General features: G+C 38.7%; 17 protein-coding genes. 9 read left to right on the top strand and 8 right to left on the bottom strand.

Features of this window, described 5'->3' with window-relative positions; all coding sequences use genetic code 11:
- Positions 1–68 precede the first annotated feature (68 nt).
- The 3 genes from uxaC to NST24_RS02145 all read right to left on the bottom strand — a co-directional run bounded on the left by uxaC (position 69) and on the right by NST24_RS02145 (position 3,941).
- Positions 69–1,505: a glucuronate isomerase gene (uxaC, locus tag NST24_RS02155; RefSeq protein WP_342462253.1), complete on the bottom strand. Its 1,437-nt coding sequence runs from the start codon at positions 1,503–1,505 to the stop codon at positions 69–71.
- A gap of 107 nt (positions 1,506–1,612) precedes the next feature.
- A complete protein-coding gene (locus tag NST24_RS02150) occupies positions 1,613–2,710 on the bottom strand; it encodes a Gfo/Idh/MocA family oxidoreductase (RefSeq protein WP_342462252.1) in 1,098 nt (365 codons plus the stop codon).
- A gap of 64 nt (positions 2,711–2,774) precedes the next feature.
- Complete coding sequence (locus NST24_RS02145) at positions 2,775–3,941, bottom strand: Gfo/Idh/MocA family oxidoreductase (RefSeq protein ID WP_342462251.1); 1,167 nt, start codon at positions 3,939–3,941, stop codon at positions 2,775–2,777.
- A gap of 347 nt (positions 3,942–4,288) precedes the next feature.
- Between NST24_RS02145 and NST24_RS02140 the strand changes: the two genes are divergently transcribed.
- The 4 genes from NST24_RS02140 (at position 4,289) to NST24_RS02125 (ending at position 8,566) form a co-directional block, all read left to right on the top strand.
- Positions 4,289–4,966, top strand: a complete 678-nt coding sequence (locus tag NST24_RS02140; protein ID WP_342462250.1) for a GntR family transcriptional regulator — start codon at positions 4,289–4,291, stop codon at positions 4,964–4,966.
- An 18-nt stretch (positions 4,967–4,984) separates the two neighbouring features.
- Positions 4,985–6,082 carry a mannonate dehydratase gene (uxuA, locus tag NST24_RS02135; RefSeq protein ID WP_342462249.1) on the top strand — a complete coding sequence of 366 codons (1,098 nt, stop codon included), beginning with the start codon at positions 4,985–4,987 and terminating at the stop codon, positions 6,080–6,082.
- Positions 6,076–6,930 carry an SDR family oxidoreductase gene (locus tag NST24_RS02130; protein ID WP_342462248.1) on the top strand — a complete coding sequence of 285 codons (855 nt, stop codon included), beginning with the start codon at positions 6,076–6,078 and terminating at the stop codon, positions 6,928–6,930. Before uxuA ends, NST24_RS02130 begins: the two co-directional genes overlap by 7 nt.
- Positions 6,931–7,012: 82 nt before the next feature.
- Positions 7,013–8,566 carry an MFS transporter gene (locus tag NST24_RS02125; protein WP_342462247.1) on the top strand — a complete coding sequence of 518 codons (1,554 nt, stop codon included), beginning with the start codon at positions 7,013–7,015 and terminating at the stop codon, positions 8,564–8,566.
- Between the two features lie 152 nt (positions 8,567–8,718).
- Here NST24_RS02125 and NST24_RS02120 read toward each other — a convergent pair whose 3' ends face one another.
- Positions 8,719–10,110, bottom strand: coding sequence for an amino acid permease (locus NST24_RS02120; RefSeq protein ID WP_342462624.1), 1,392 nt, complete (start codon positions 10,108–10,110; stop codon positions 8,719–8,721).
- Between the two features lie 330 nt (positions 10,111–10,440).
- Positions 10,441–11,061 carry a dienelactone hydrolase family protein gene (locus tag NST24_RS02115; RefSeq protein WP_135010135.1) on the bottom strand — a complete coding sequence of 207 codons (621 nt, stop codon included), beginning with the start codon at positions 11,059–11,061 and terminating at the stop codon, positions 10,441–10,443.
- 361 nt (positions 11,062–11,422) lie between these two features.
- Between NST24_RS02115 and tcyA the strand changes: the two genes are divergently transcribed.
- The 3 genes from tcyA to NST24_RS02100 are packed head-to-tail and all read left to right on the top strand — an operon-like array spanning position 11,423 to position 13,673.
- Positions 11,423–12,238, top strand: a complete 816-nt coding sequence (gene tcyA, locus NST24_RS02110) for a cystine ABC transporter substrate-binding lipoprotein TcyA (RefSeq protein WP_007498178.1) — start codon at positions 11,423–11,425, stop codon at positions 12,236–12,238.
- Positions 12,225–12,917 carry an amino acid ABC transporter permease gene (locus NST24_RS02105; protein WP_008347286.1) on the top strand — a complete coding sequence of 231 codons (693 nt, stop codon included), beginning with the start codon at positions 12,225–12,227 and terminating at the stop codon, positions 12,915–12,917. Before tcyA ends, NST24_RS02105 begins: the two co-directional genes overlap by 14 nt.
- Before the next feature lie 12 nt (positions 12,918–12,929).
- A complete protein-coding gene (locus tag NST24_RS02100; protein ID WP_007498183.1) occupies positions 12,930–13,673 on the top strand; it encodes an amino acid ABC transporter ATP-binding protein in 744 nt (247 codons plus the stop codon).
- A gap of 39 nt (positions 13,674–13,712) precedes the next feature.
- Here the strand turns inward: NST24_RS02100 and NST24_RS02095 are convergent, their stop codons facing one another.
- From NST24_RS02095 to NST24_RS02085, 3 genes are all read right to left on the bottom strand, one after another.
- The gene (locus NST24_RS02095) at positions 13,713–13,997 is read right to left on the bottom strand and encodes an AbrB/MazE/SpoVT family DNA-binding domain-containing protein (RefSeq protein WP_041508244.1); all 285 of its coding nucleotides are present in this window, start codon (positions 13,995–13,997) and stop codon (positions 13,713–13,715) included.
- Positions 13,998–14,106: 109 nt separating this feature from the next.
- Entirely contained in the window at positions 14,107–14,667 is a 561-nt protein-coding gene (locus tag NST24_RS02090) for a class D sortase (RefSeq protein WP_342462246.1), read from the bottom strand.
- A 6-nt stretch (positions 14,668–14,673) separates the two neighbouring features.
- The gene (locus NST24_RS02085; RefSeq protein WP_342462245.1) at positions 14,674–18,723 is read right to left on the bottom strand and encodes an isopeptide-forming domain-containing fimbrial protein; all 4,050 of its coding nucleotides are present in this window, start codon (positions 18,721–18,723) and stop codon (positions 14,674–14,676) included.
- Between the two features lie 546 nt (positions 18,724–19,269).
- Here NST24_RS02085 and NST24_RS02080 point away from each other — a divergent pair.
- Both NST24_RS02080 and NST24_RS02075 read left to right on the top strand, forming a co-directional pair.
- Entirely contained in the window at positions 19,270–19,914 is a 645-nt protein-coding gene (locus tag NST24_RS02080; protein ID WP_007498187.1) for a YitT family protein, read from the top strand.
- A gap of 85 nt (positions 19,915–19,999) precedes the next feature.
- Positions 20,000–20,590: a hypothetical protein gene (locus tag NST24_RS02075; RefSeq protein WP_041508242.1), complete on the top strand. Its 591-nt coding sequence runs from the start codon at positions 20,000–20,002 to the stop codon at positions 20,588–20,590.
- The last annotated feature ends 13 nt before the right edge of the window (positions 20,591–20,603 follow it).

Below are 20,603 nucleotides of genomic sequence, written 5' to 3'. Positions count from 1 at the left end.
TACCTCATGTCCAGTTTATTACTTTATTTATAATCAGTCTTCATATAGAAATTCTATATCTTACTGCATTATTCATTCGTTTTCATTGGTACTGCCTCATTTATTTCAATATTAAAATAATTTACAGCATTGTTATAACAAATATCTTTGACTATTTTTCCTATAAATTCGTAATCCCTTGGAAGCTCACCATTTTCTATCCAAGTCCCAAATAAATTGCATAAAATTCTTCTGAAATATTCATGACGAGGGAACGATAAAAAGCTCCTTGAGTCTGTAAGCATACCTACGAAAGTGCTAAGCAAACCTATATTAGATAATGTTTTCATTTGATCTAGCATGCCGTCTTTTTGATCATTAAACCACCACCCGGATCCAAATTGAATTTTTGCTCTCGCATCAGAAGACTGAAAATTCCCTATAGTAGAGGCCACAATCGCATTATGAACGGGATTTAAATTATAGATAATTGTTTTAGGTAAAAGATTGTCTATGTCTAATTCATTCAAAAAACCATTTAAATGTCTTGCTAGGTGGAAGTCAGACATAGAGTCGTACCCACTATCTTTTCCCGTTAACTTGAACATTCTTGTGTTATTATTCCTTAAAGCACCTATGTGTAATTGCATGGTCCAATGAAGAGAATGATATTTTTTACTCAGGTGAATAAGAGTGTTTGTTTTAAATTTATTGATATCCTCTAGGGATAGTGTTTTTCCTTGCAGAGCACGTACAAATATAGAAGACACTTCTTGTTCAGCAGCTGGTGAAAATGGAAATATTTCAAAACCATGATCAGACATTCTGCATCCATTCGCGTGAAAATAATCAATTCGTGAATGTAATGAAGCGATAAAGTTTTCATATGTTAAAATAGCGCCGTTGATTGAATCACCTAATTGTTCTATATAATTCACAAAATTTGATTGTTCAATATTTAAAGCATGATCCGGTCTAAATGTAGGTAGGACCCTAGTTGTAATTCCTACATCTTTACGTATGATTTGATGATTTTCTAAAGTATCGATTGGATCATCAGTCGTACATACAACGTTTACATTAAATTTTTCTAAAATTCCATTGGTGGACATGTTATTTTCATTTAATCTCTCATTACAGATATCCCAAACTTTATGTGCATTTTTTTCTGAGAACAACTCATTGATATTGAAATAACGACTTAATTCTAAATGTGACCAATGATAAAGAGGGTTTCCTATTGTATATGGAACAGTTTGGGCCCAAGCTAAGAATTTTTCCTTGTCACTTGCATTCCCCGTGATCAATCTTTCTTCTACGCCTAACCATCGCATCGCCCTCCATTTATAGTGATCTCCATTTAGCCAAATATCAGTCATATTTTCATATTTTTTGTTAGTAGCAATTTCATCAGCCATTAAATGCGTATGAAAATCATAGATTGGCATATTTTTCGCGTAATCATGATAAAGAACTTTTGAACTTTCGTGATTAAGCATCATATCTTCGCTTAGGAATGTAGACAATATAGTCACCTCTATACATTTTATCGTTTCTTTATCCTTCATACTTGTTTAGAAAATCTCAATTAAATGAAATAAGGTGTTATTAACAAAAATAACACCTCACTTTTTTAGATCTTACTTAATTCAAACTCCGTATTTACGTAGATTGCGTCTCGTTGTGCAATCAAGCATAGTTCTGCGGCTTTAAAAGTATGTTCTTGAGTCATAGCATTTTCAGTATCGTTTAAACAATCTAAAATAAGTTCACCAAAGTAAGGGAATCCTACTTCTCCATTTAGAGAAAAATGTTGCTCTGTATGTTGATTTACTAAGTATAAATGGTCTCCTATTTTATCCCTTGCTATGTCTACGTATTTGCGAATTTCAATATACCCCTCTGTTCCAAGAATGAATGTGCGCCCATCCCCCCAAGTGCTAAGGCCATCAGGAGTCAGCCAGTCTACTCTAAAGTAGTTTGTAGCCCCATTATCAGCTATTAAAGTAGCATCGCCGAAGTCTTCCAATTCTGGATATTGATGATGTTTATAATTGCCCACTTTACTATGTATAACTTTTGCATCTTTTGCGCCAGAATAGTAAAGGAATTGTTCAATTTGGTGACTACCAATATCACATAGAATACCTCCATAATACTCCTTCTCAAAAAACCAGCTTGGTCTGCTTTCTACATTACTACGATGTGGGCCAGTTCCAAGAACTTGTACCACTTTTCCAATTGCTCCTTGTTCAATCAATTGACCAGCAAATACGGCACTCTCCACGTGCAAACGTTCACTATAATAAACAGCCCATTTAAGCCCCGTTTCAGCTGTTTTTTTACGAGCAAGCTCCAATTGTTCTAACGTTGTAAAAGGTGATTTATCCGTAAAGTAATGCTTACCATGATCTAAAACACGCAGCCCTAAATCACAGCGTTTAGATGTAATGGCTGCGCCTGCCACTAGCTTTACATCTGGATCTTCGAGAATTTCTTTCTCACTTTTGGCTGCCTGTACCTCCGGATATGCTTTACAAAATTCTTGTACTTTTTTCTGATCATGATCATAAACCCATTTTAATGTAGCCCCAGCCTCAGTTAATCCATTGCACATTGCATAGATGTGTCCATGATCAAGACCTATAGCTGCCATTACGAATTGTCCTTCTGTAGCGACAGGGGCACTTTTTCCCTTAGGAGCATAATTCATTCCATCACTTTTCTGCATGACTGTTCCTCCTCAAGCTAGCTTCCAGTTTATTTTTAATATTTATCACTTAATAACGTTAGATTCATATTTTCTCGTAATTTCCTCCAACGGTTATCGTATCGTCTGAAAAATTTTCTACACTGCTTTGTTTTTCATAAAAATGCTTCACGTTCGCGAGCATTCCTTCACGTGTATAAAAAGGATCGTCTGCTAAAAGAGGAAGCTTCACATGAACACCTAGGTTTGCAGATTTATAGATGGCTGTAATAAGCTCTAGTGTTTTTCTTCCTTCTGTTCCATCAATTAGAAGCTTCTGGTTACCCTTGATAGCCATTAAAAAATTATTTATTTGTCCTTTATGCCCTTCAAATAGTAATTCCGGATATTGATGAAAAGCTTCCTGAATACGATTTTCTAAATCCTCATCATTTTTCTCTTGAGGAAACCCATTTTCTTTAGCTATTTGAGCATTTACTTTCCATGGGACAGATACTCTAGCTTTTTCACCTTGAAAAATCAGTTGTTGTTCTTCTCCATGATGAACCACAGAACTGGTTACTTGTGCTAAGCCGCCATTTCCATAGCGAAGTACAGCAATAGAAAGGTCTTCAACCTCTGCATTATCATGCAAGGTATTACTAGTTGCTGCAAAAATGTCAGTCGGCAATCCCAACATCCATTGCAACATATCAATATGATGGACAGCATGATTAAGTGTACAACCTCCACCTTCTTTTTCCCATGTACCGCGCCACCATAAATCATAATAACTATGACCACGCCACCAAAAAGAATCAACTTGAGTATGAGCGATTTTTCCAATTAGGTTTTGATCAAGGACATGTTTTAATCTCATAATGGGAGTCATAAACCTGTTTTGAGCAACAACGGATAAAAGCTTCTGGCTTTCAATAGATGCTTTTATCATTTCGTCACATTCTTTTAGAGAAGAAGCCATGGGTTTTTCTACTAAGACATGTTTGCCTGCTTTAAGAAAATCGATGGCAATGGTTGCGTGCATATAAGGAGGTGTACAAATGGAAACGGCATCAATCGTAGGGTCATTCAATAACTCTTGGTAGTTAGCGACAACTCGTGCTTCTAGGTTATATTTTGTTGCTGCAGACATTGCTTTTTCAGGATAAATATCAGCTAAAGCTACAATTTTACTCATTTCAGGCATTGCAAGATAAGCCTCGATATGGGCAGTTGCAATCGATCCAGTTCCTATAATTGCGATGTTGGACATATACATCTTTCCCTTCTGCAAGAAGATAAATGTTCACTTCTAATAACAAGACAGCGCTTTCAAAAAACTTAATGATTCACCTAACTGATAGATTAGAGTACCGTGAGTTTTATGAATATTCTAGTTATACTAGTATGGTAGCTCAAAAACATTATAACTCAATCTTTTTGAATTTTGTATATTTTTTTGAATTTTCCTTTAAATATCTCACACTTTTATGATTGATAAGGTCTTACATAGTTGGAATCCTCAAATGCTCACAGTACAAATATTCAGAAAAATCAAATCAATGTCTACCATTCTCATGAACTTGTATGGTAGTATGTTAGAGAAAGGAGATTAGAATAATGAATATTGATTTTAAAAACCAAAACCTCTCTACAAGGGAACAAGTTTACAATATGCTAAAAGATCAAATATTAAGCCTGAAGCTTCCACCTGGGACAAATATTTCTGAAAAAGAAATATCAATTCAATTTAATGTGAGTCGAACTCCTGTAAGAGAAAGCTTTTTAAAATTATCTCAAGAAGGATTATTAAGTATCTATCCTCAACGAGGTACTTTTGTTTCTTTAATTGATTTGAACCTTGTGGAGGAAGCACGGTTTATGCGAGAACATCTCGAGAAGGCAGTGATTAGACTATCCTGTCAGGAATTTTCTGAAGAGTTGATTAATGATTTAGATATGAATTTAAGTATGCAAAAAATTTGCGTTAAGAAAAAAGACTATAAAAAAATGTTTGAATTAGATGAGGAGTTTCATAGAACTATTTTCAAACGGTGTAAAAAAGAAAAAACATGGTTAGTTATTCAACAGATGAATGTACACTTTAATAGGAGTCGCATGTTAAGGCTAGTAACAGATTATAATTGGGATAATATATTTTCTCAACATGTAAATATCTTCAAAGCTATACAAGATCAAGATGCTGATAAAGCAGAAAAAATCATGGAAGAGCATTTGAAAATTGCACTTGTTGATAAAGAATTATTGAAGAAAGAATATCCAAATTATTTTAAATAAAATTAGGGGTGATGGTAGATGAGGATGACATTTAGATGGTTTGGAGAAGGAAACGACACGATCACACTGGAACAAATAAAGCAGATTCCAGGAGTGGAAGGAATTGTTTGGGCACTGCATGATGTGCCCGTAGGAGAAGAGTGGCCAATAGAAAGAATGTTAGAAATGAAAAAATTAGCTGATAAACATAGCCTTCATATTGAAGTGGTTGAAAGCGTGAATGTTCATGAAGACATTAAGCTCGGACTTCCAACTAGAGATCGCTACATAGAAAATTATAAAAAAACAATTCAGAAGCTAGCAAAGGTGGGTGTTAAAGTCATATGTTATAACTTTATGCCTGTCTTTGATTGGATCCGTACAGACTTAAATAAAACACTTGCTGATGGATCTACAGCTCTATTTTATGAACATAGTCGAATTAAAGATATTGATCCGAAAGATTTAGTAAATAAAATTAGTGAGAACTCCAGTTTAACCATGCCAGGTTGGGAAGCAGAGAGGTTAAATCACCTCCACCAACTTTTTGAAGCCTACAGAAATATAACAGAAGATGATTTATGGGCCAACTTGAAATATTTTTTAGATCAGATTATTCCAATTGCAGAACTTCATGATATTAAGATGGCTATTCATCCTGACGACCCACCTTGGCCTGTCTTTGGTCTACCGCGAATCGTAACTAACCAAAAAAACATCAGAAAAATTTTACAACTAAATAGTAGCCCATATCATTGTATAACGCTCTGTACAGGATCTTTAGGAGCAAACTTAGAAAATGATTTAGTTTCTATGATTCACGAATTTATTGATAGAATACCATTTACTCATATAAGAAATGTACGTGTATATGATAACGGGGACTTTGTTGAAACATCGCATCGATCAAAAGATGGTTCAGTAGATATTTCAGCCATTATACACGCTTATTATGAAAGCGGATTCAAAGGTTATTGTAGACCCGATCATGGAAGACACATTTGGGATGAACAATGTAGGCCTGGATATGGTCTTTATGATAGAGCACTTGGAATTATGTATTTGTGGGGAGCTTGGGATGCTTTAAAAAATAAACAGTCTGTACGAAAAGAAGCAAAGGAGGAAGCTACATGGTAAACATACAAGAAAATAAAAATTTAGCTGGTAAAGTAGCTGTCATAACAGGAGGAAGTGGCGTACTTTGCAGCGCCATGGCAAAGGAACTTGCTAGACATGGTGTGTCTGTGGCTATTTTAAATAGAACAGTCGAAAAGGGTGAAAAGGTAGCCGAAGAAATTAACCTTATGGGTGGGAAAGCGATTGCGATTAAATGTGATGTGATGAATAAAGATAGTGTGGAACAAGCCGAGAAGATTGTAACAGAGGAATTAGGCATGTGTACAATATTGATAAATGGAGCTGGTGGTAACCACTCCAGTGCAAATACAACCAACGAAATATTTCAAACAGAAGACCTTACTAATCCTAAGTTAAATACTTTTTTTCATTTAAGTACAGATAGTGTACAAAATGTATTTGATTTAAATTTTATGGGGACTTTCATTCCTACACAAATTTTCACTAAACATATGGTTCATCAAAAGGGAGCAGTTGTCATCAACATGTCATCTATGAGTGCCCCTTCTCCAATGACCAAAGTGCCTGCTTATAGCGCGGCAAAAGCAGCAATTGAAAATTTCACCAAATGGTTAGCTGTTCATATGGCTGAGGCAGGAATTAGAGTAAATGCTATTGCACCGGGCTTCTTTTTAACCTCACAAAATAAAAACCTTCTCCTAAATGAAGATGGAGATTATACAGAGAGGTCACATAAGATTATTTCGAATACACCAATGAGAAGGTTTGGTACGCCAGAAGATCTTCTTGGTACCCTATTATGGCTTGTTGATGATCATATGTCAGCATTTGTTACCGGCGTGACAATTCCTGTTGATGGAGGTTTTATGGCGTATTCAGGTGTTTAATATTTTTATTTTTTCCTTGTCATACATCTTTATTTTATCTGTTTTTTAAATTTATAAGTAGGCTTGGAAAGGAGACATAAGAATGCAGACTGAGAACAGGAAACTAACACTCAAAAATTATATTGGTTATGGAACAATGGATTTATTTGGAGGGGGAGCATTCGCTATAATAGGCGCATGGATGTTATATTTTTTCATTACATACTGCGGCCTTACCCCTGTTGAAGCAGGATCTATTATTGCAATTGCACGTATTATTGATGCGATAGCAAGCCCAATTATGGGCCATATCACTGATAATTTTGGTCGTACAAAACTTGGGAAAAAATTTGGAAGACGCAGGTTCTTTTTGCTAGTTGGAAGCCCTTTAATGGTTATTTATTCTCTTCTTTGGATTTCTGATATGAATTACTGGTACTATTTAACGGTTTATATTTTGTTAGAATTCCTTGCAGCAATGGTATTAATTCCATTTGAAACACTTGGAGCTGAAATGACGAATGATTTTAATGCTCGGACCAAGCTCTCAACAATCAGATTAATCTATTCAGGACTAGGAACATTTTTAGCTACCTTTATTCCAGGCAGATTATTCGAAATATTCGGAAAAGATTCACCTCAAGTTTTTCTTTACAATGGGATTATCTTCACCTTTATTTTTATGGCTGCATTATTAATTACACATAGAACAACATGGGAACGTAAAATAGAAGAAGACATGATAGAACCTGATGGTGTAGAAAAAGTACCTGCTATAGAATCCATAAAAAAAGTCATCATTGACTTAACATCTACTTTTAGAATAAGAAGTTTCCGTCAGCACCTCACGATGTATATTTGTTCGTTTACGGCCATGGATATTTTAAACGCTGTCTTTGTCTACTTTGTTGTGTTTTCTTTAAATAAAGATGCAGTGCTGGCAGCCGATTTATTATCTATTGGTTCATTACTTCAAATGGTATGTACAATATTGTTTGGTTGGCTCGTGATTAAAATAGGTCCTGCGCCATCTTTGAAAATATCTTATATTGCTATTATTACATGTATCAGCGGTTATATATTTTTATACTTCACACAACCTACTTATATGATTATAGCGCTGTATGCTTTCTCTGTTATCTTAGGCATCGGAAAGAGTGGATTATATTATATACCATGGAATATTTACACTTTCATTCCTGATGTAGATGAAATGGTCACTCGTAAAAGAAGAGAAGGAATATTTGCAGGTATTATGACTTTTACACGCAAAAGTACTACAGCTTTAGCCACATTTTTGGTAGGAGTTATTTTACAGGAAAGTGGATTCGTTGCAAGCGCGACGACACAGTCTACGACAGCAATAAATGGGATTGTAGGTATTCTGTTTTTCGGAACTGTAGGGCTAGTCGGTATTAGTTTAGTTATTTCATTTAGATTTAAATTATCTAAGAAAACCCATTCCATTATGATTAATGAAATTAATAGGTTAAAGAATAATGGTTCAATGGAACAGGCTGATGATGAAACAAGAAGTGTTTTGAAAGCGCTAACAGGATGGGATTACGAAAACCTTTGGGGTAATAATAACGTAGGATATCAGAATAAGCGCCAACATTTTGAACAACAAGATTTTAAACGGCAGGATATTAACTAACTTTTATTGTTAGTTGAGAACTACAGCTCAGTTAAATAGTCCTTCTATTGATATGAGAAGTTCCAGAATCACTTCAAGAAAAAAACACCTTCAGATTGATATCAGAGGTGTTTTAAAATATCTTATATTCTTACATTTAGTGTTTTTTGATTTTAAAACCGAATCTCGTCTTCTCCATGGATTTGCAGCTTCAGCGGCTCACTTTGTGCCTGATGCTTTTTCACATAGCGATGATAGACAATATATCCAATGATCATGAGCGGTACGCCGACATATAGCCCGATTCGCTGCTCTTGATCAAAGGCAAGGCTGACCAATACGATGGTATTCAGTGTAATTGCAATGATCGGCAGCACCGGATAAAGAGGAGTTTTAAATTTTAAGTTTTCCAGCTTTCCGCCTGCTTTCAAATATTTTCTACGGAAAAGCAGCTGTGATAATGTAATTGTGATCCAGCCTGTCTGGGCACTCATGCCGGCAATGGACACGATCCAGGCAAATACCGTTTTCTCTGCAAAGAACCCGGATAACAGCGAAATCCCTGTAAACAGGAAGGTGAGCAGTAAGGCATTCATCGGAATACCGCGCTGATTGACGCGTCTAAATGCTTTTCCTGCCATTCCTTCCTTTGATAAGGAATACAGCATTCTCGTCGATGCATACAAGCCAGAGTTCGCAACAGATAATAAAGCAATGATAATGACAAAGTTCATGATGTCTGCCGCAAAAGGAATGCCCGTTCTCTCAAACACAGTAACAAATGGGCTTTGCAGCACACTAGCTTCCTTCCAAGGCACCATACCAGCTAAAACGAAAATAGATAAGACGAAAAAGACGAGTGTACGCCATACGGTCTGATGGATCGAACGGGGAACGGTTTTCTCAGGGTTTTCACTTTCTCCTGCCGCAATCCCGATCAGCTCTGTTCCTTGAAACGAAAAATTTACTGTTATCATCGTAACCACAACAGCAAGCAGGCCATTTGGAAACAGCCCGTCATTCACAAAATGACTGAAGTAAGGGGCGGGTTCACCGCTCGTTGTATCAATAAACCCAAACATCGCCGCTCCGCCTACGCCAATAAAGAGTAAAATCGCAATAATCTTAATGGTGGAAAAGAAAAACTCCGACTCCCCGAACGCTTTCGCTGACCGGGCATTTAATAAGAAAAGACAGAGTCCGAATATGAGACACCAAATCCACACATCCACTTGCGGGAGCCAGCGCCTCATCAGCTGTCCTGCTGATAAGAACTCAAGGGCGACCGTTGCCGCCCAGCCAAGCCAATAAATCCAACCAACAGCAAATCCTGCTGCAGGACTCACAAATTTCGTCGCATACGTATGAAACGACCCCGACACAGGAAGCGCGACTGACAGCTCTCCAAGACACAGCATGGTTAAATACATAATCAATCCGCCCACTATATAGGAAAGAACGGCTCCAACTGGCCCTGCTTGTCCAATCGTATAGCCTGTTCCAAGAAAAAAGCCTGTCCCAATGACACCGCCAAGAGAAATCATAAATAAATGGCGGGAGGTCATCGCCCTTTTCAATTGTTCGGGCTGATTTTGTCCAACATCCACAATGATGCCCTCCTTCTTCTAAGATGTTCTGTTATCAAAACATGTCTCCATGTGATTATTCCATTTTCAAAACAACCTACTAATTATACATCTTTTATAATAAATATGCTTCCTTCTATCGTCACTGTTACAAAGTCTTTATTTTAGTAATGTTCGCACAACTATACGGTCATTCTGATCATTTGATAGGATGCCTTATATCCAAGAGAATTGCACGAAAAAACCAGCATGCAAACTTACATGACACACTGGTTTCATTTCCCTCTATTCGAGTCTCATTTCAAACAGTCATGAGTCATTTTTCTTTTGTAGACACTCTTTGATAAAACCATCTATTTCTTGAAAGCAGCGATTTTTAGATTCAGCGTGAAAAGTCGTAGAATCTGGATTGGCGAACCCATGCTGCCCCTTTACTATTTTCACGCATAGCTTTTCCTTTTTCTCCAAAACATTCGCAACCTCCCGAGGGTTAAAAGAAGCTTCAACTTCCGGGAAAAATAACAGCGTATTGCAGGTAGGCGTCATATCGAGAAAATCTCTTATCCGTGAACCATAAAATCCAATGACACCGGTAAACAACTGATCATATTGGCTGCATTGCCAAGCAATTGTTGCCCCCACACTAAAACCTATCAGACATATGTCTCTCTCTGCATTTTTCGTTTTTAACTCTTTTGCCACATTCAATACGATCTTTACCGATTCATCAAAACCAACTTTATTCATAAAGTAGTCATATGCCTCATTCTCACTGGCATAAGGGAAGTGTTTAGCCTGTCCTAATAAATGAGGACAATAAACCTCAAAACCAGCTTTGTCAAAATGATCGATCATACTCTTCATATGATCATTTATTCCATATATTTCGTGTACTAAAATCATGACAGGTTTTTGTTTCAATGTATGCAAATGATCACACTTCCCTTTTATTCCGTTTGTTCACTGGGGGATCGTGTACTTTAAAAAGTCATTTAAGTCGACTGATCAACACCCACATAGACTTCTTTTGATGTGAAAATCATAGCACATTTTACCATTAAGTGGTCTATCTCACATTCTCATCAATCGAACTCTCTTCATCATCCTTTGAGAATGCATTTGGTTTTATCCACCTTTTGTTTTGGGTATAGTTCTATCGTTTATCCGTTCAACCAGTTCAAGGCATAAAGTTGGTGAGATTCGCTCAAGCTAGTTTCAAATGCTTTACTTTTAGGTTGCTTCTCTGTAAGATCATATGTTGTAAATACCAACAAGAAAAGTGGGGAATAAAATGAAAAAAATGTTCTTTGCCATTATTTTAGGCGCTTGTGTTGCATTGATCACAGCATGTGGATCAGCTGCAAACGACAGCGCAAATAAACAATCTGGGTCTAAGGAATCAGGTGACCTTTGGAAGTCCATTCAGGATAAAGGCGTATTAACCATCGGTACAGAAGGTACATATGCTCCTTTCACCTTCCATGACAAAAAGACAGATAAATTAACTGGCTATGATGTCGAGGTCATCACAGAAGTCGCAAAACGTCTTGACTTAAAACCAGAATTCAAAGAAACACAATGGGACAGCATGTTTGCTGGTCTGAATTCAAAACGTTTTGATGTGGTAGCGAACCAAGTTGGTAAAACTGGACGTGAAAATCAATATGATTTCTCTGATAAATACACAACATCTCAAGCCATTGTTGTGACAAAATCAGATAACAATGACATCAAGAAACTTTCTGATGTGAAAGGCAAAAAAGCAGCACAATCATTAACAAGTAACTACAACAAATTAGCTACAGATGCTGGCGCTAAAATTGAAGGGGTTGAAGGTCTTGCACAATCCATTCAATTGATTCAGCAAGGGCGTGCTGATTTGACGTTCAATGACAAATTGGCTGTCTTGAATTACTTGAAAACAAGCGGTAACAAAAACCTAAAAGTTGCATTTGAAACAGGAGATCCACAAGAAACGTATTTTGCCTTCAGAAAAGGCAGCGGCGAAGTCGTTGACAAAGTGAATGGCGCACTAAAAGAAATGAAGAAAGATGGTACACTCGCTAAGATTTCTAAGAAATGGTTTGGTGAAGATGTTACAAAATAATATCCTCGGAGTCGTCATTCCGTGGGATCTTCTTCAGCAATCTTTTTGGCCAATGGTGATGCAGGGAATTTATTATACAATTCCCCTCGCCATCATTGCCTTTATCATTGGTCTTTTTATCGCGCTTGTGACAGCTCTTGCTAGAATGTCTAAAATCAAAGCGCTCAGATGGATTTTTTCTATCTATGTGTCGGCTGTTCGCGGAACGCCGCTTTTTGTGCAATTGTTTATTATTTTCTATTTCTTTCCGACATTTAATATCACACTTGATCCATATCCAAGTGCTATCATCGCTTTTTCTTTAAACGTAGGTGCGTATGCTTCGGAAATTATTCGTGCATCCGTCCTATCTGTTCCAAAAGGACAATGGGAAGCGGGGTATTCGATTGGGATGACCCATCGCAAAACGCTCGTCCGCGTGATTTTACCGCAGGCAGTGCGTGTATCGATTCCGCCGCTGTCTAATTCATTCATCAGTTTGGTGAAAGATACATCGCTTGCCTCCCAAATCCTCGTGGCAGAGATGTTCCGTAAATCACAAGAAATTGCTGCGGCGAACTTGGATCAAATTTTATTTATTTATATGGAAGCAGCCCTGATCTATTGGGTATTCTGCTTCATTCTATCGCTCGTTCAACACCAAATTGAAAAACGACTTGATCGATATGTCGCAAGGTAAGGAGGGAACGACATGCTAACAGTCAAAGGCTTAAACAAATCCTTTGGTGAAAATGAGATTTTAAAGTCGATTGATTTTACGATCAACAAAGGGCAGGTTGTGGCGATTCTTGGTCCATCAGGTTCAGGAAAAACAACGATGCTTCGCTGTTTAAATGCACTTGAAATTCCAAATGCCGGCTCCTTTACCTTCGATGATTTCTCGATTGATTTTTCTAAAAAAAATAAACAAGCTGATTTACTCAAGCTTCGCCGGAAGTCAGGCATGGTGTTTCAAGATTATCATCTGTTCCCACATCGCACTGTTCTTGAGAATGTGATGGAAGGTCCAGTCCAAGTCCAGCGCCGTCCGAAAGAAGCGGTGCGAAAAGAAGCGATTCAGCTTCTGCAAAAGGTAGGACTTGAGGATAAAAAAGATTTGTATCCCTTCCAGCTGTCAGGCGGTCAAAAGCAGCGTGTCGGCATTGCCCGTGCACTTGCCATTCAGCCAGAGCTTATGCTTTTTGATGAACCAACCTCTGCGCTTGATCCTGAGCTTGTCGGAGAAGTCTTAAAGGTCATGAAGGATCTAGCGAAAGAAGGCTGGACGATGGCGGTTGTCACACATGAAATCAAGTTTGCCCAAGAAGTGGCGGACGAAGTGATTTTTATTGATGGCGGCGTCATCGTTGAACAAGGTCCTCCTGAAGAAATCTTCAAACGACCAAAGGAAGAACGAACAAAACAATTCTTAAATCGAATTTTGAATCCAGTATGATCAAAAAGGCTGTTCTCATCATGTGAGAACAGCCTTTTTTTATATCTCTTTTTGCAGCCGCAGCGCTAGTAAATCTTGCAGGAGCAGTCTCGCTCCCTCTGGGCTGACAACTACACCGCCTGACAGCGCCTTATTGGAACAGGTGACTTGCCCTGTAACGATACAAGGTTTATCCTGCCAATAAGGCTTTATCACAATGTGACTTTCTTCTTGATAGATTTCAATAAAATCTTGTGGATGAATTTTCAACCGTTTTCTTATATCTGTCGGCAGGACAATTCTTCCAACGTTATCTATATACTTTACATCTTCTTTATTTAACAAATTGACCCCCCCTGCATCTCTAGATATGATATAGAAGATTCCCTGTTTATCAAGGGATTAAGCGCTCTAATCGGTTAATGAAAGAATGAGCTGCAGGCTGATCCAGTGGCTAAACACGCTTCCCATATATAATATATCTGTTTGGCTCAGGACCAATGAAAGAAAAAGGATAACATGTGGTGAGGACAAGTTCTTCCTTTTCCTGTTGTAGTGTAATAATACTTTGATCATCTTTTTTCACAATCTTTGTTTTCTCAATTTCATAGGTGAATCGACCGTATGAAAGCTCTATGACAAGTTGATCCCCTTTCACAAGTTCTCCTGTTCGTCTAAACACAGTATCACGATGCCCAGATAAAACGATTTGTCCCTGTTCGTTAGGAAAATAGCTCTCGTGATAATGACCAACTCCCTTTGCCAAATCCTCCGCCGCTGTTCCTTCTACAATTGGTAACTCAGCGTTTAACTTTGGAATGTGCAAGAGCCCAATGGTTTCACCAGCCTCCGGCACAAAAGAGGAATCCATTTTCCCCTTTTGCTGGATGGCTGCTTGCGCTGACTGGAATGATTGATCTACTTGTCTTTGTCCATCAAAGATTTTCATATATCCTACAATCACAAGACAAATACCTGCTGTAATCAATAGAGCTGAGATGATTTTTTGAAACATGGACGATTATCCGTTTCTTTTTCTTCTTTTCCATACAATAAGGGATGCACCTATTAGTACAAGTGCAAATCCTGCTAGTAAAAGGTTGTACATCTCTGTTGCAGTGTTCGGAAGATGATGACCAGGTGTATCCGGTTCTGAATGAGAAGGCTGCTCTGGATTTGCTGGCACCTCTGGCACATGCGGCGGTACTACCGTTGTTGAGTTTCCAGGTTTGTCTGGTTCGTCAACATTATCACCCTTCACAACTGCGATATTTTGAATGGTTTTACCTTCAGATCCTTTCGCGACCTTCGCTTCAAAAGTCACCGTATGCCAGTCCGTGTCTTTGATATCACCAAATTGTCCGGTGACTGTGCCTTTTGTGTAGTCTCCGTTGTCGTCATCTTTTGCATCTGTGACAGCTTGTCCATCTACTTTTAGTGAACCTTCGACGTATTCAAGACCTTCTGGCAATTGATCTGCGATCACTAAGTCTTTGATGACACTGTCTTCTACACTATTTTTTGTTTTGATGGTGTAAAGGAGAGTGTCGCCTACTTGGACTTGTTTTTCATTTGTATTGCCTTCTGCTTTTTGAGCAATCTCAGATGTTTTTTCTGATTCAAGCTTTGGATCTCTTGGATCAATGTTTGTTTCGGTGGTCGGCTCATCTGGCGGTGTGTTTTCGCCTGTTACTTTTGCTGTGTTTTGAATGGTTTTACCTGATTGGCCTTTTGCGACCTTTGCTTCAAACGTCACTGTATGCCAGTCCGTATCTTTGATATCGCCAAATTGACCGGTCACTGTGCCTTTTGTGTAGTCTCCGTTGTCGTCATCTTTTGCATCTGTGACGGCTTGGTCATCTACTTTTAATGACCCTTCGACATATTCAAGACCTTCTGGCAGTTGATCTGCGATGACTAGATCTTTGATGACACTGTCTTCTACACTATTTTTTGTTTTGATGGTGTAAAGAAGGGTGTCGCCTACCTGAACTTGTTTTTCATTTGTATTGCCTTCTGCTTTTTGAGCAATCTCAGATGTTTTTTCTGATTCAAGCTTTGGATCTCTTGGATCAATGTTTGTTTCGGTTGTCGGCTCATCTGGCGGCGTGTTTTCGCCTGTTACTTTCGCTGTGTTTTGAATGCTTTTACCTGCTTGTCCTTTGGCTACTTTCGCCTCAAACGTCACAGTATGCCAGTCCGTGTCTTTGATATCACCAAATTGTCCGGTCACTGTGCCTTTTGTGTAATCTCCGTTATCGTCATCTTTTGCATCTGTGACGGCTTGGTCATCTACTTTTAATGATCCTTCGACATATTCAAGACCTTCTGGCAGTTGATCTGAAATCACGAGATTTTCGACGATGCTGTCCTCTTCAAGATTCTTTGTTTTGATCGTATACAGAAGGGTATCGCCTACCTGTGGTGTTTTTTCATCTGTGTTCCCTTCTGCTTTTTTCTGAATGCTCGCTGTCTTTTCTGATGCTAGTTTTGGTTCACGAGGATAAATTTCTGTTTTCGTTGTTGGATCATCTGGCGGTGTGTTTTCACCTGTTACTTCGGCAGTGTTTTGAATGTCTTGACCAGCCTGTCCCTTTTCAACTGTCACTTCAAACGTCACGGTATGCCAGTCCGTGTCCTTCACATCACCAAAATAACCTGTGACCTTTCCATCTGTGTAGTCTCCGCTATCGTCGTCTTTCACATCTGTGACAGATTCTCCATCAATTTCAAGAGACCCAGCGACATACGTCAGCCCTTTTGGTAATTGATCTGAGATCACTAGATTTTCCACAAGGCTGTCTTCTATCGTGTTCTTTGTTTTAATTGTATAAAGCAGGGTATCTCCTACTTCTGGATGCTTCTCATCTTTGTTACCTTCAGCTTTTTTCTGCAAGACCGCTGATTTTTCTGATTCTAGCTTTGGATCACGAGGATAGATTTCTGTTTTTGTTGTCGGATCGTCTGGTGGTGTGTTTTCACCTGTGACACTCGCTGTATTTTGAATGTCTTTGCCAGATTGTCCTTTTTCAACCGTCACTTCAAATGTCACAGTATGCCAATCTGTATCTTGAATGTCACCAAATTGTCCTGATATGGTACCATCTGTGAAGTCTCCGTTATCGTCATCCTTTGCGTCAGTGACTGCCTCTCCATCCACTTGAAGTGAATCCGGCACATACGCTAATCCTTCCGGCAGTTCGTCTGAGATCACTAAATTTTCAACGAGACTGTCTTCTATCGTATTCTTTGTTTTAATCGTATAAAGAAGTGTATCACCGACCTCTGGATGCTTCTCATCTGTATTGCCATCTGCTTTTTTCTGCAAGACCGCTGATTTTTCAGAAGTCAGCTTTGGGTCACGAGGATAGATCTCTACATTCGTTGTCGGCTCGTCTGGCGGTGTGTTGCCGGTTGTGACACTCGCTGTATTTTGAATATCTTTGCCTGCCTGGCCTTTTTCAACTGTGACTTCAAACGTCACGGTATGCCATTTCGTATCTTTCACTTCACCGAACGTTCCAGTGACAGTTCCATCTGTCATATCACCGTTGTCGTCATCTTTTACATCTGTGACCGGATTTCCATCTACCTGAAGTGAATTTGGTACATAAGATAATCCTTGAGGTAACTTGTCAGAAATCACAAGGTCTTCTATTACACTATCTTCAATAGCGTTACGGGCTTGAATGGTATACAGCAATGTGTCCCCTACTTCTGGGTGTTTCTCATCTGTATTCCCATCTGCTTTTTTCTGTAAGACCGCTGATTTTTCTGATTCAAGCTTCGGATCACGAGGATAAATTTCTATGTTTGTTGTTGGATTGTCTGGCGGTGTGTTTTCCCCTTTGACATTCGCTGTATTTTGAATATCTTTACCAGCTTGCCCTTTTGCTACTTTCGCTTCAAATGTCACAGTGTGCCAATCGGTGTCTTTCACATCACCTATTTGACCTGTCACAGTACCGTTTGTAAAATCACCTTTGTCTTGATCCTTTGCATCTGTTACGCTTGTGCCATCTACCTTAAGAGATCCAGAAACATAGGTTAAGCTGCTCGGAAGATTATCTGATATGATCAGATTTTTAAGAATGCCGAATTGCACCGTATTTTTTGCTCTAATTGTATAAAGCAAAGTGTCGCCTACTTCTGGATGCTTTTCATCTGTGTTGCCTTCTGCTTTTTTCTGTAAAGTAACAGATTTTTCTGATTCAAGGTTAGGAGGATATGGATCGAATTCAGGTTTCACCCTTGAAGCTAAGTCGTAAGATAATGAATCACCTACAGTGCCCATATATGTTGTACTTAATGTTTTCGCATCAAGTGTAAAAAGAGTAGAATGACCAATAGAGTCATCTTTTCCTGATTGTAATAGCATTTGTCCATTGGGCAAAAAGCTAATTCCTCGTACTCCTCCCTCAATCGGTTTACCATCTGCATTTGTGATTGGAATCACTCGAATGACTTCAGCTGTTTCAGGATTCATTTGCGCAATGGACCCACTGGTATTAGATGCGAACCAAAGATAGCCATCCTTATCGACGACAAGGTCTCCGCCAATGTCTCCGCCAATGCCAGGGCCAACGTCATAACCGACAATTTTCTTGGACGTTTTTTGACCAGTTGCTAAGTCGTACGTTGCAAGGTAGGGTTCTCCATCAACCGCATACGAATGAATATATTTACCGTTATAAACAACGGCATTAGGCGCTCTTCCGCCTAAAACACCTACACGCTCTGCTTGTCCAGTGGTCGCATTTATTTTATAAAGAACTGGCTCTCCACTTGCTGTCGTAGTTGCATACACAGTGTTTTCTTGATCATTCACAGCAACACCGTTCACTACAGTCGAATTAATTCCCTTCACCTGTACACTAGCCTTTACGTTTGTTGGATTTTGCCCATCAAGCTGATAAAGAACTAACTTCCCATTTCCAATCATGTAGGAATCTGCGTTATTGACAACCACTGTCCCAGCGGCTTTCGTAACAGGTGGCGAAACTGTTAATAAATTCCCAGCAATCAGCACCAATATTAGAAATAATTGACTCGTTCTTTTTAATATGTTCATTTTTTGACATCCCCTTTTCCCTGCTCTAAATCATAATGGTATGTACCAGTTCACCTCCCACACTTTGGTAAAGAATATCAGTAACATTTCAGAACCCTCAACATGACTAAAAGACTATTTTCGACAAAAATAGCCCTTTTGTCATATACAGCTTTCGACATCTGATCCATCTATGTTTTTTCCAATAAAACAAGTTTTTTTATCGTGTATTAAATATTTTATCTATCAATAAAAACAGGCCTAACGGCGCAATTTACATACAATCTATTCTAATTTATCTTGAATATTCTTTAATTGGATAAAGGTTGTTTTTTTGTCATTTTATATTGAATTTTTTTCTTATTTTCATAAAAATTGTTAATTATTGGTTCACTTTGTTAAAAAAAACAAGGCAAAAGTCTTGCTCCAAAATTTGATGTTCTCTGCTCTTTTTATGGAAAAAATTCTTTTTATCGAGTAAGCGATTACAATTGAGCAAAGCCATTTAAAGGGGCGTGCGAGTATGTTACGATTGAAATCGAGTGTTTAAGAAAGAAGGGAAAGCTTTTGAAGCGGGAACATCTTTTACGTTGGTTTTTTTATTTTGTTGGATTGATTGTACTTGCTTTTGGACTATCGCTGACAGTGAAGGGAAAGATCCTTGGCATTGGTCCGTGGGACGCTTTTCATTATGGACTGTTTCAGCATTTTGGTTTAACCATTGGACAATGGTCGATCATTATTGGTGCACTCATTGTGACACTGACATCTGTTTTCACGAAATCTTTTCCAAAGATCGGCGCCCTTCTCAATATGGTGCTGATTGGCGTGTTTATTGATTTCTTTAATGCAGTATTACCTGCACCACATGGGTATTTACCTGCTTTATATGTATTTATTACGGGCGTGATTGTGTCTGGGTATGGCGTTGGCATTTATGTCTCAGCTAATCTTGGCGCTGGGCCAAGAGATTCATTAATGCTGCTCATCTCAGCAAAAACGGGGCTGAACGTACAGTGGGTTCGAAATGGTATTGAGTTAACCGTGCTTCTATTTGCATGGATGCTCGGCGGCCCGATTGGCATTGGAACGATTCTGACGGCCATCTTTACTGGACTCGTCCTTCGCTTTTCATTGCCACAATCGACACGGCTCTTGCAGCTGCTCATTACAAAAACAGCGGAGAAACCTGTTCAAACCCTTACCCGATAAGAACAAGCCATTCTACTAAAAGAATGGCTTGTTTTGTGCTAAACTAAATAGACGAAATATTCTTAAAACAGGAGATGATCCTCTGATGCAGCTTTTCCATTATCATTACTGGACACCATTTGTTGAGGAGACGGAGCAGGCGTACACTTCATTAGGCTTTGAAGTAAAGGGTCGTTTCGCAAAGGAAGGTTCCTTTCCTCCTCCGCAGACATGGGATGATTTTAGAGAGAAGAAGCCCTCTTTCCGAATCATTGAGATGAGAAAGGGACAGATCAATATCACATTTGGTTATAGTAAAAAAGTCCTTTTTGATCACATCGGCTTTCTAGTGACTGATGATGAATATGATCAGCTGCTGGTACAAGCGCAAAAGAGAAACTGGGCAATCCAGACCGGGGAGCGAAGAACGTTTCTTTCTACACCGATGCGCTTAAGGCTTGAATTGCAGCGGCGGACAGATGTGATTGAAACTGGTGAAGAAGCAATTGCCGAGATGACGATCGCAGTACCTGATTTGACTCATACACCTGCGGTCGATCAGTTGCTGGACGGTTTGACACAACCTATTCATTGGAAAAAAGGAGAACGTCTCTCTTTACTTGAAGTGAAGATGATGGATTCTCATGGGATGAATACGACCGATCCAAACGGTGTTCACGTCCTCAAACAAGGATAAAAAGCAGCGAGAT

It is taken from the genome of Bacillus sp. FSL R5-0286 (assembly GCF_038593245.1).
Taxonomy (GTDB): Bacteria; Bacillota; Bacilli; order Bacillales; family Bacillaceae; genus Bacillus; species Bacillus altitudinis.
Note: the sequence above shows the minus strand (reverse complement) of the source record. Positions and strands in the feature narration are given on the sequence as shown.

Coding starts and splice junctions, on each gene's coding strand:
- uxuA (WP_342462249.1), top strand. CDS start 4,985: ATGAGGATGACATTTAGATGGTTTGGAGAAGGAAACGACACGATCACA.
- NST24_RS02150 (WP_342462252.1), bottom strand. CDS start 2,710: ATGCAGAAAAGTGATGGAATGAATTATGCTCCTAAGGGAAAAAGTGCC.
- NST24_RS02075 (WP_041508242.1), top strand. CDS start 20,000: ATGCAGCTTTTCCATTATCATTACTGGACACCATTTGTTGAGGAGACG.
- NST24_RS02085 (WP_342462245.1), bottom strand. CDS start 18,723: ATGAACATATTAAAAAGAACGAGTCAATTATTTCTAATATTGGTGCTG.
- NST24_RS02090 (WP_342462246.1), bottom strand. CDS start 14,667: ATGTTTCAAAAAATCATCTCAGCTCTATTGATTACAGCAGGTATTTGT.
- NST24_RS02100 (WP_007498183.1), top strand. CDS start 12,930: ATGCTAACAGTCAAAGGCTTAAACAAATCCTTTGGTGAAAATGAGATT.
- NST24_RS02125 (WP_342462247.1), top strand. CDS start 7,013: ATGCAGACTGAGAACAGGAAACTAACACTCAAAAATTATATTGGTTAT.
- NST24_RS02140 (WP_342462250.1), top strand. CDS start 4,289: ATGAATATTGATTTTAAAAACCAAAACCTCTCTACAAGGGAACAAGTT.
- tcyA (WP_007498178.1), top strand. CDS start 11,423: ATGAAAAAAATGTTCTTTGCCATTATTTTAGGCGCTTGTGTTGCATTG.
- NST24_RS02120 (WP_342462624.1), bottom strand. CDS start 10,110: ATGACCTCCCGCCATTTATTTATGATTTCTCTTGGCGGTGTCATTGGG.
- NST24_RS02105 (WP_008347286.1), top strand. CDS start 12,225: ATGTTACAAAATAATATCCTCGGAGTCGTCATTCCGTGGGATCTTCTT.
- NST24_RS02130 (WP_342462248.1), top strand. CDS start 6,076: ATGGTAAACATACAAGAAAATAAAAATTTAGCTGGTAAAGTAGCTGTC.
- NST24_RS02145 (WP_342462251.1), bottom strand. CDS start 3,941: ATGTCCAACATCGCAATTATAGGAACTGGATCGATTGCAACTGCCCAT.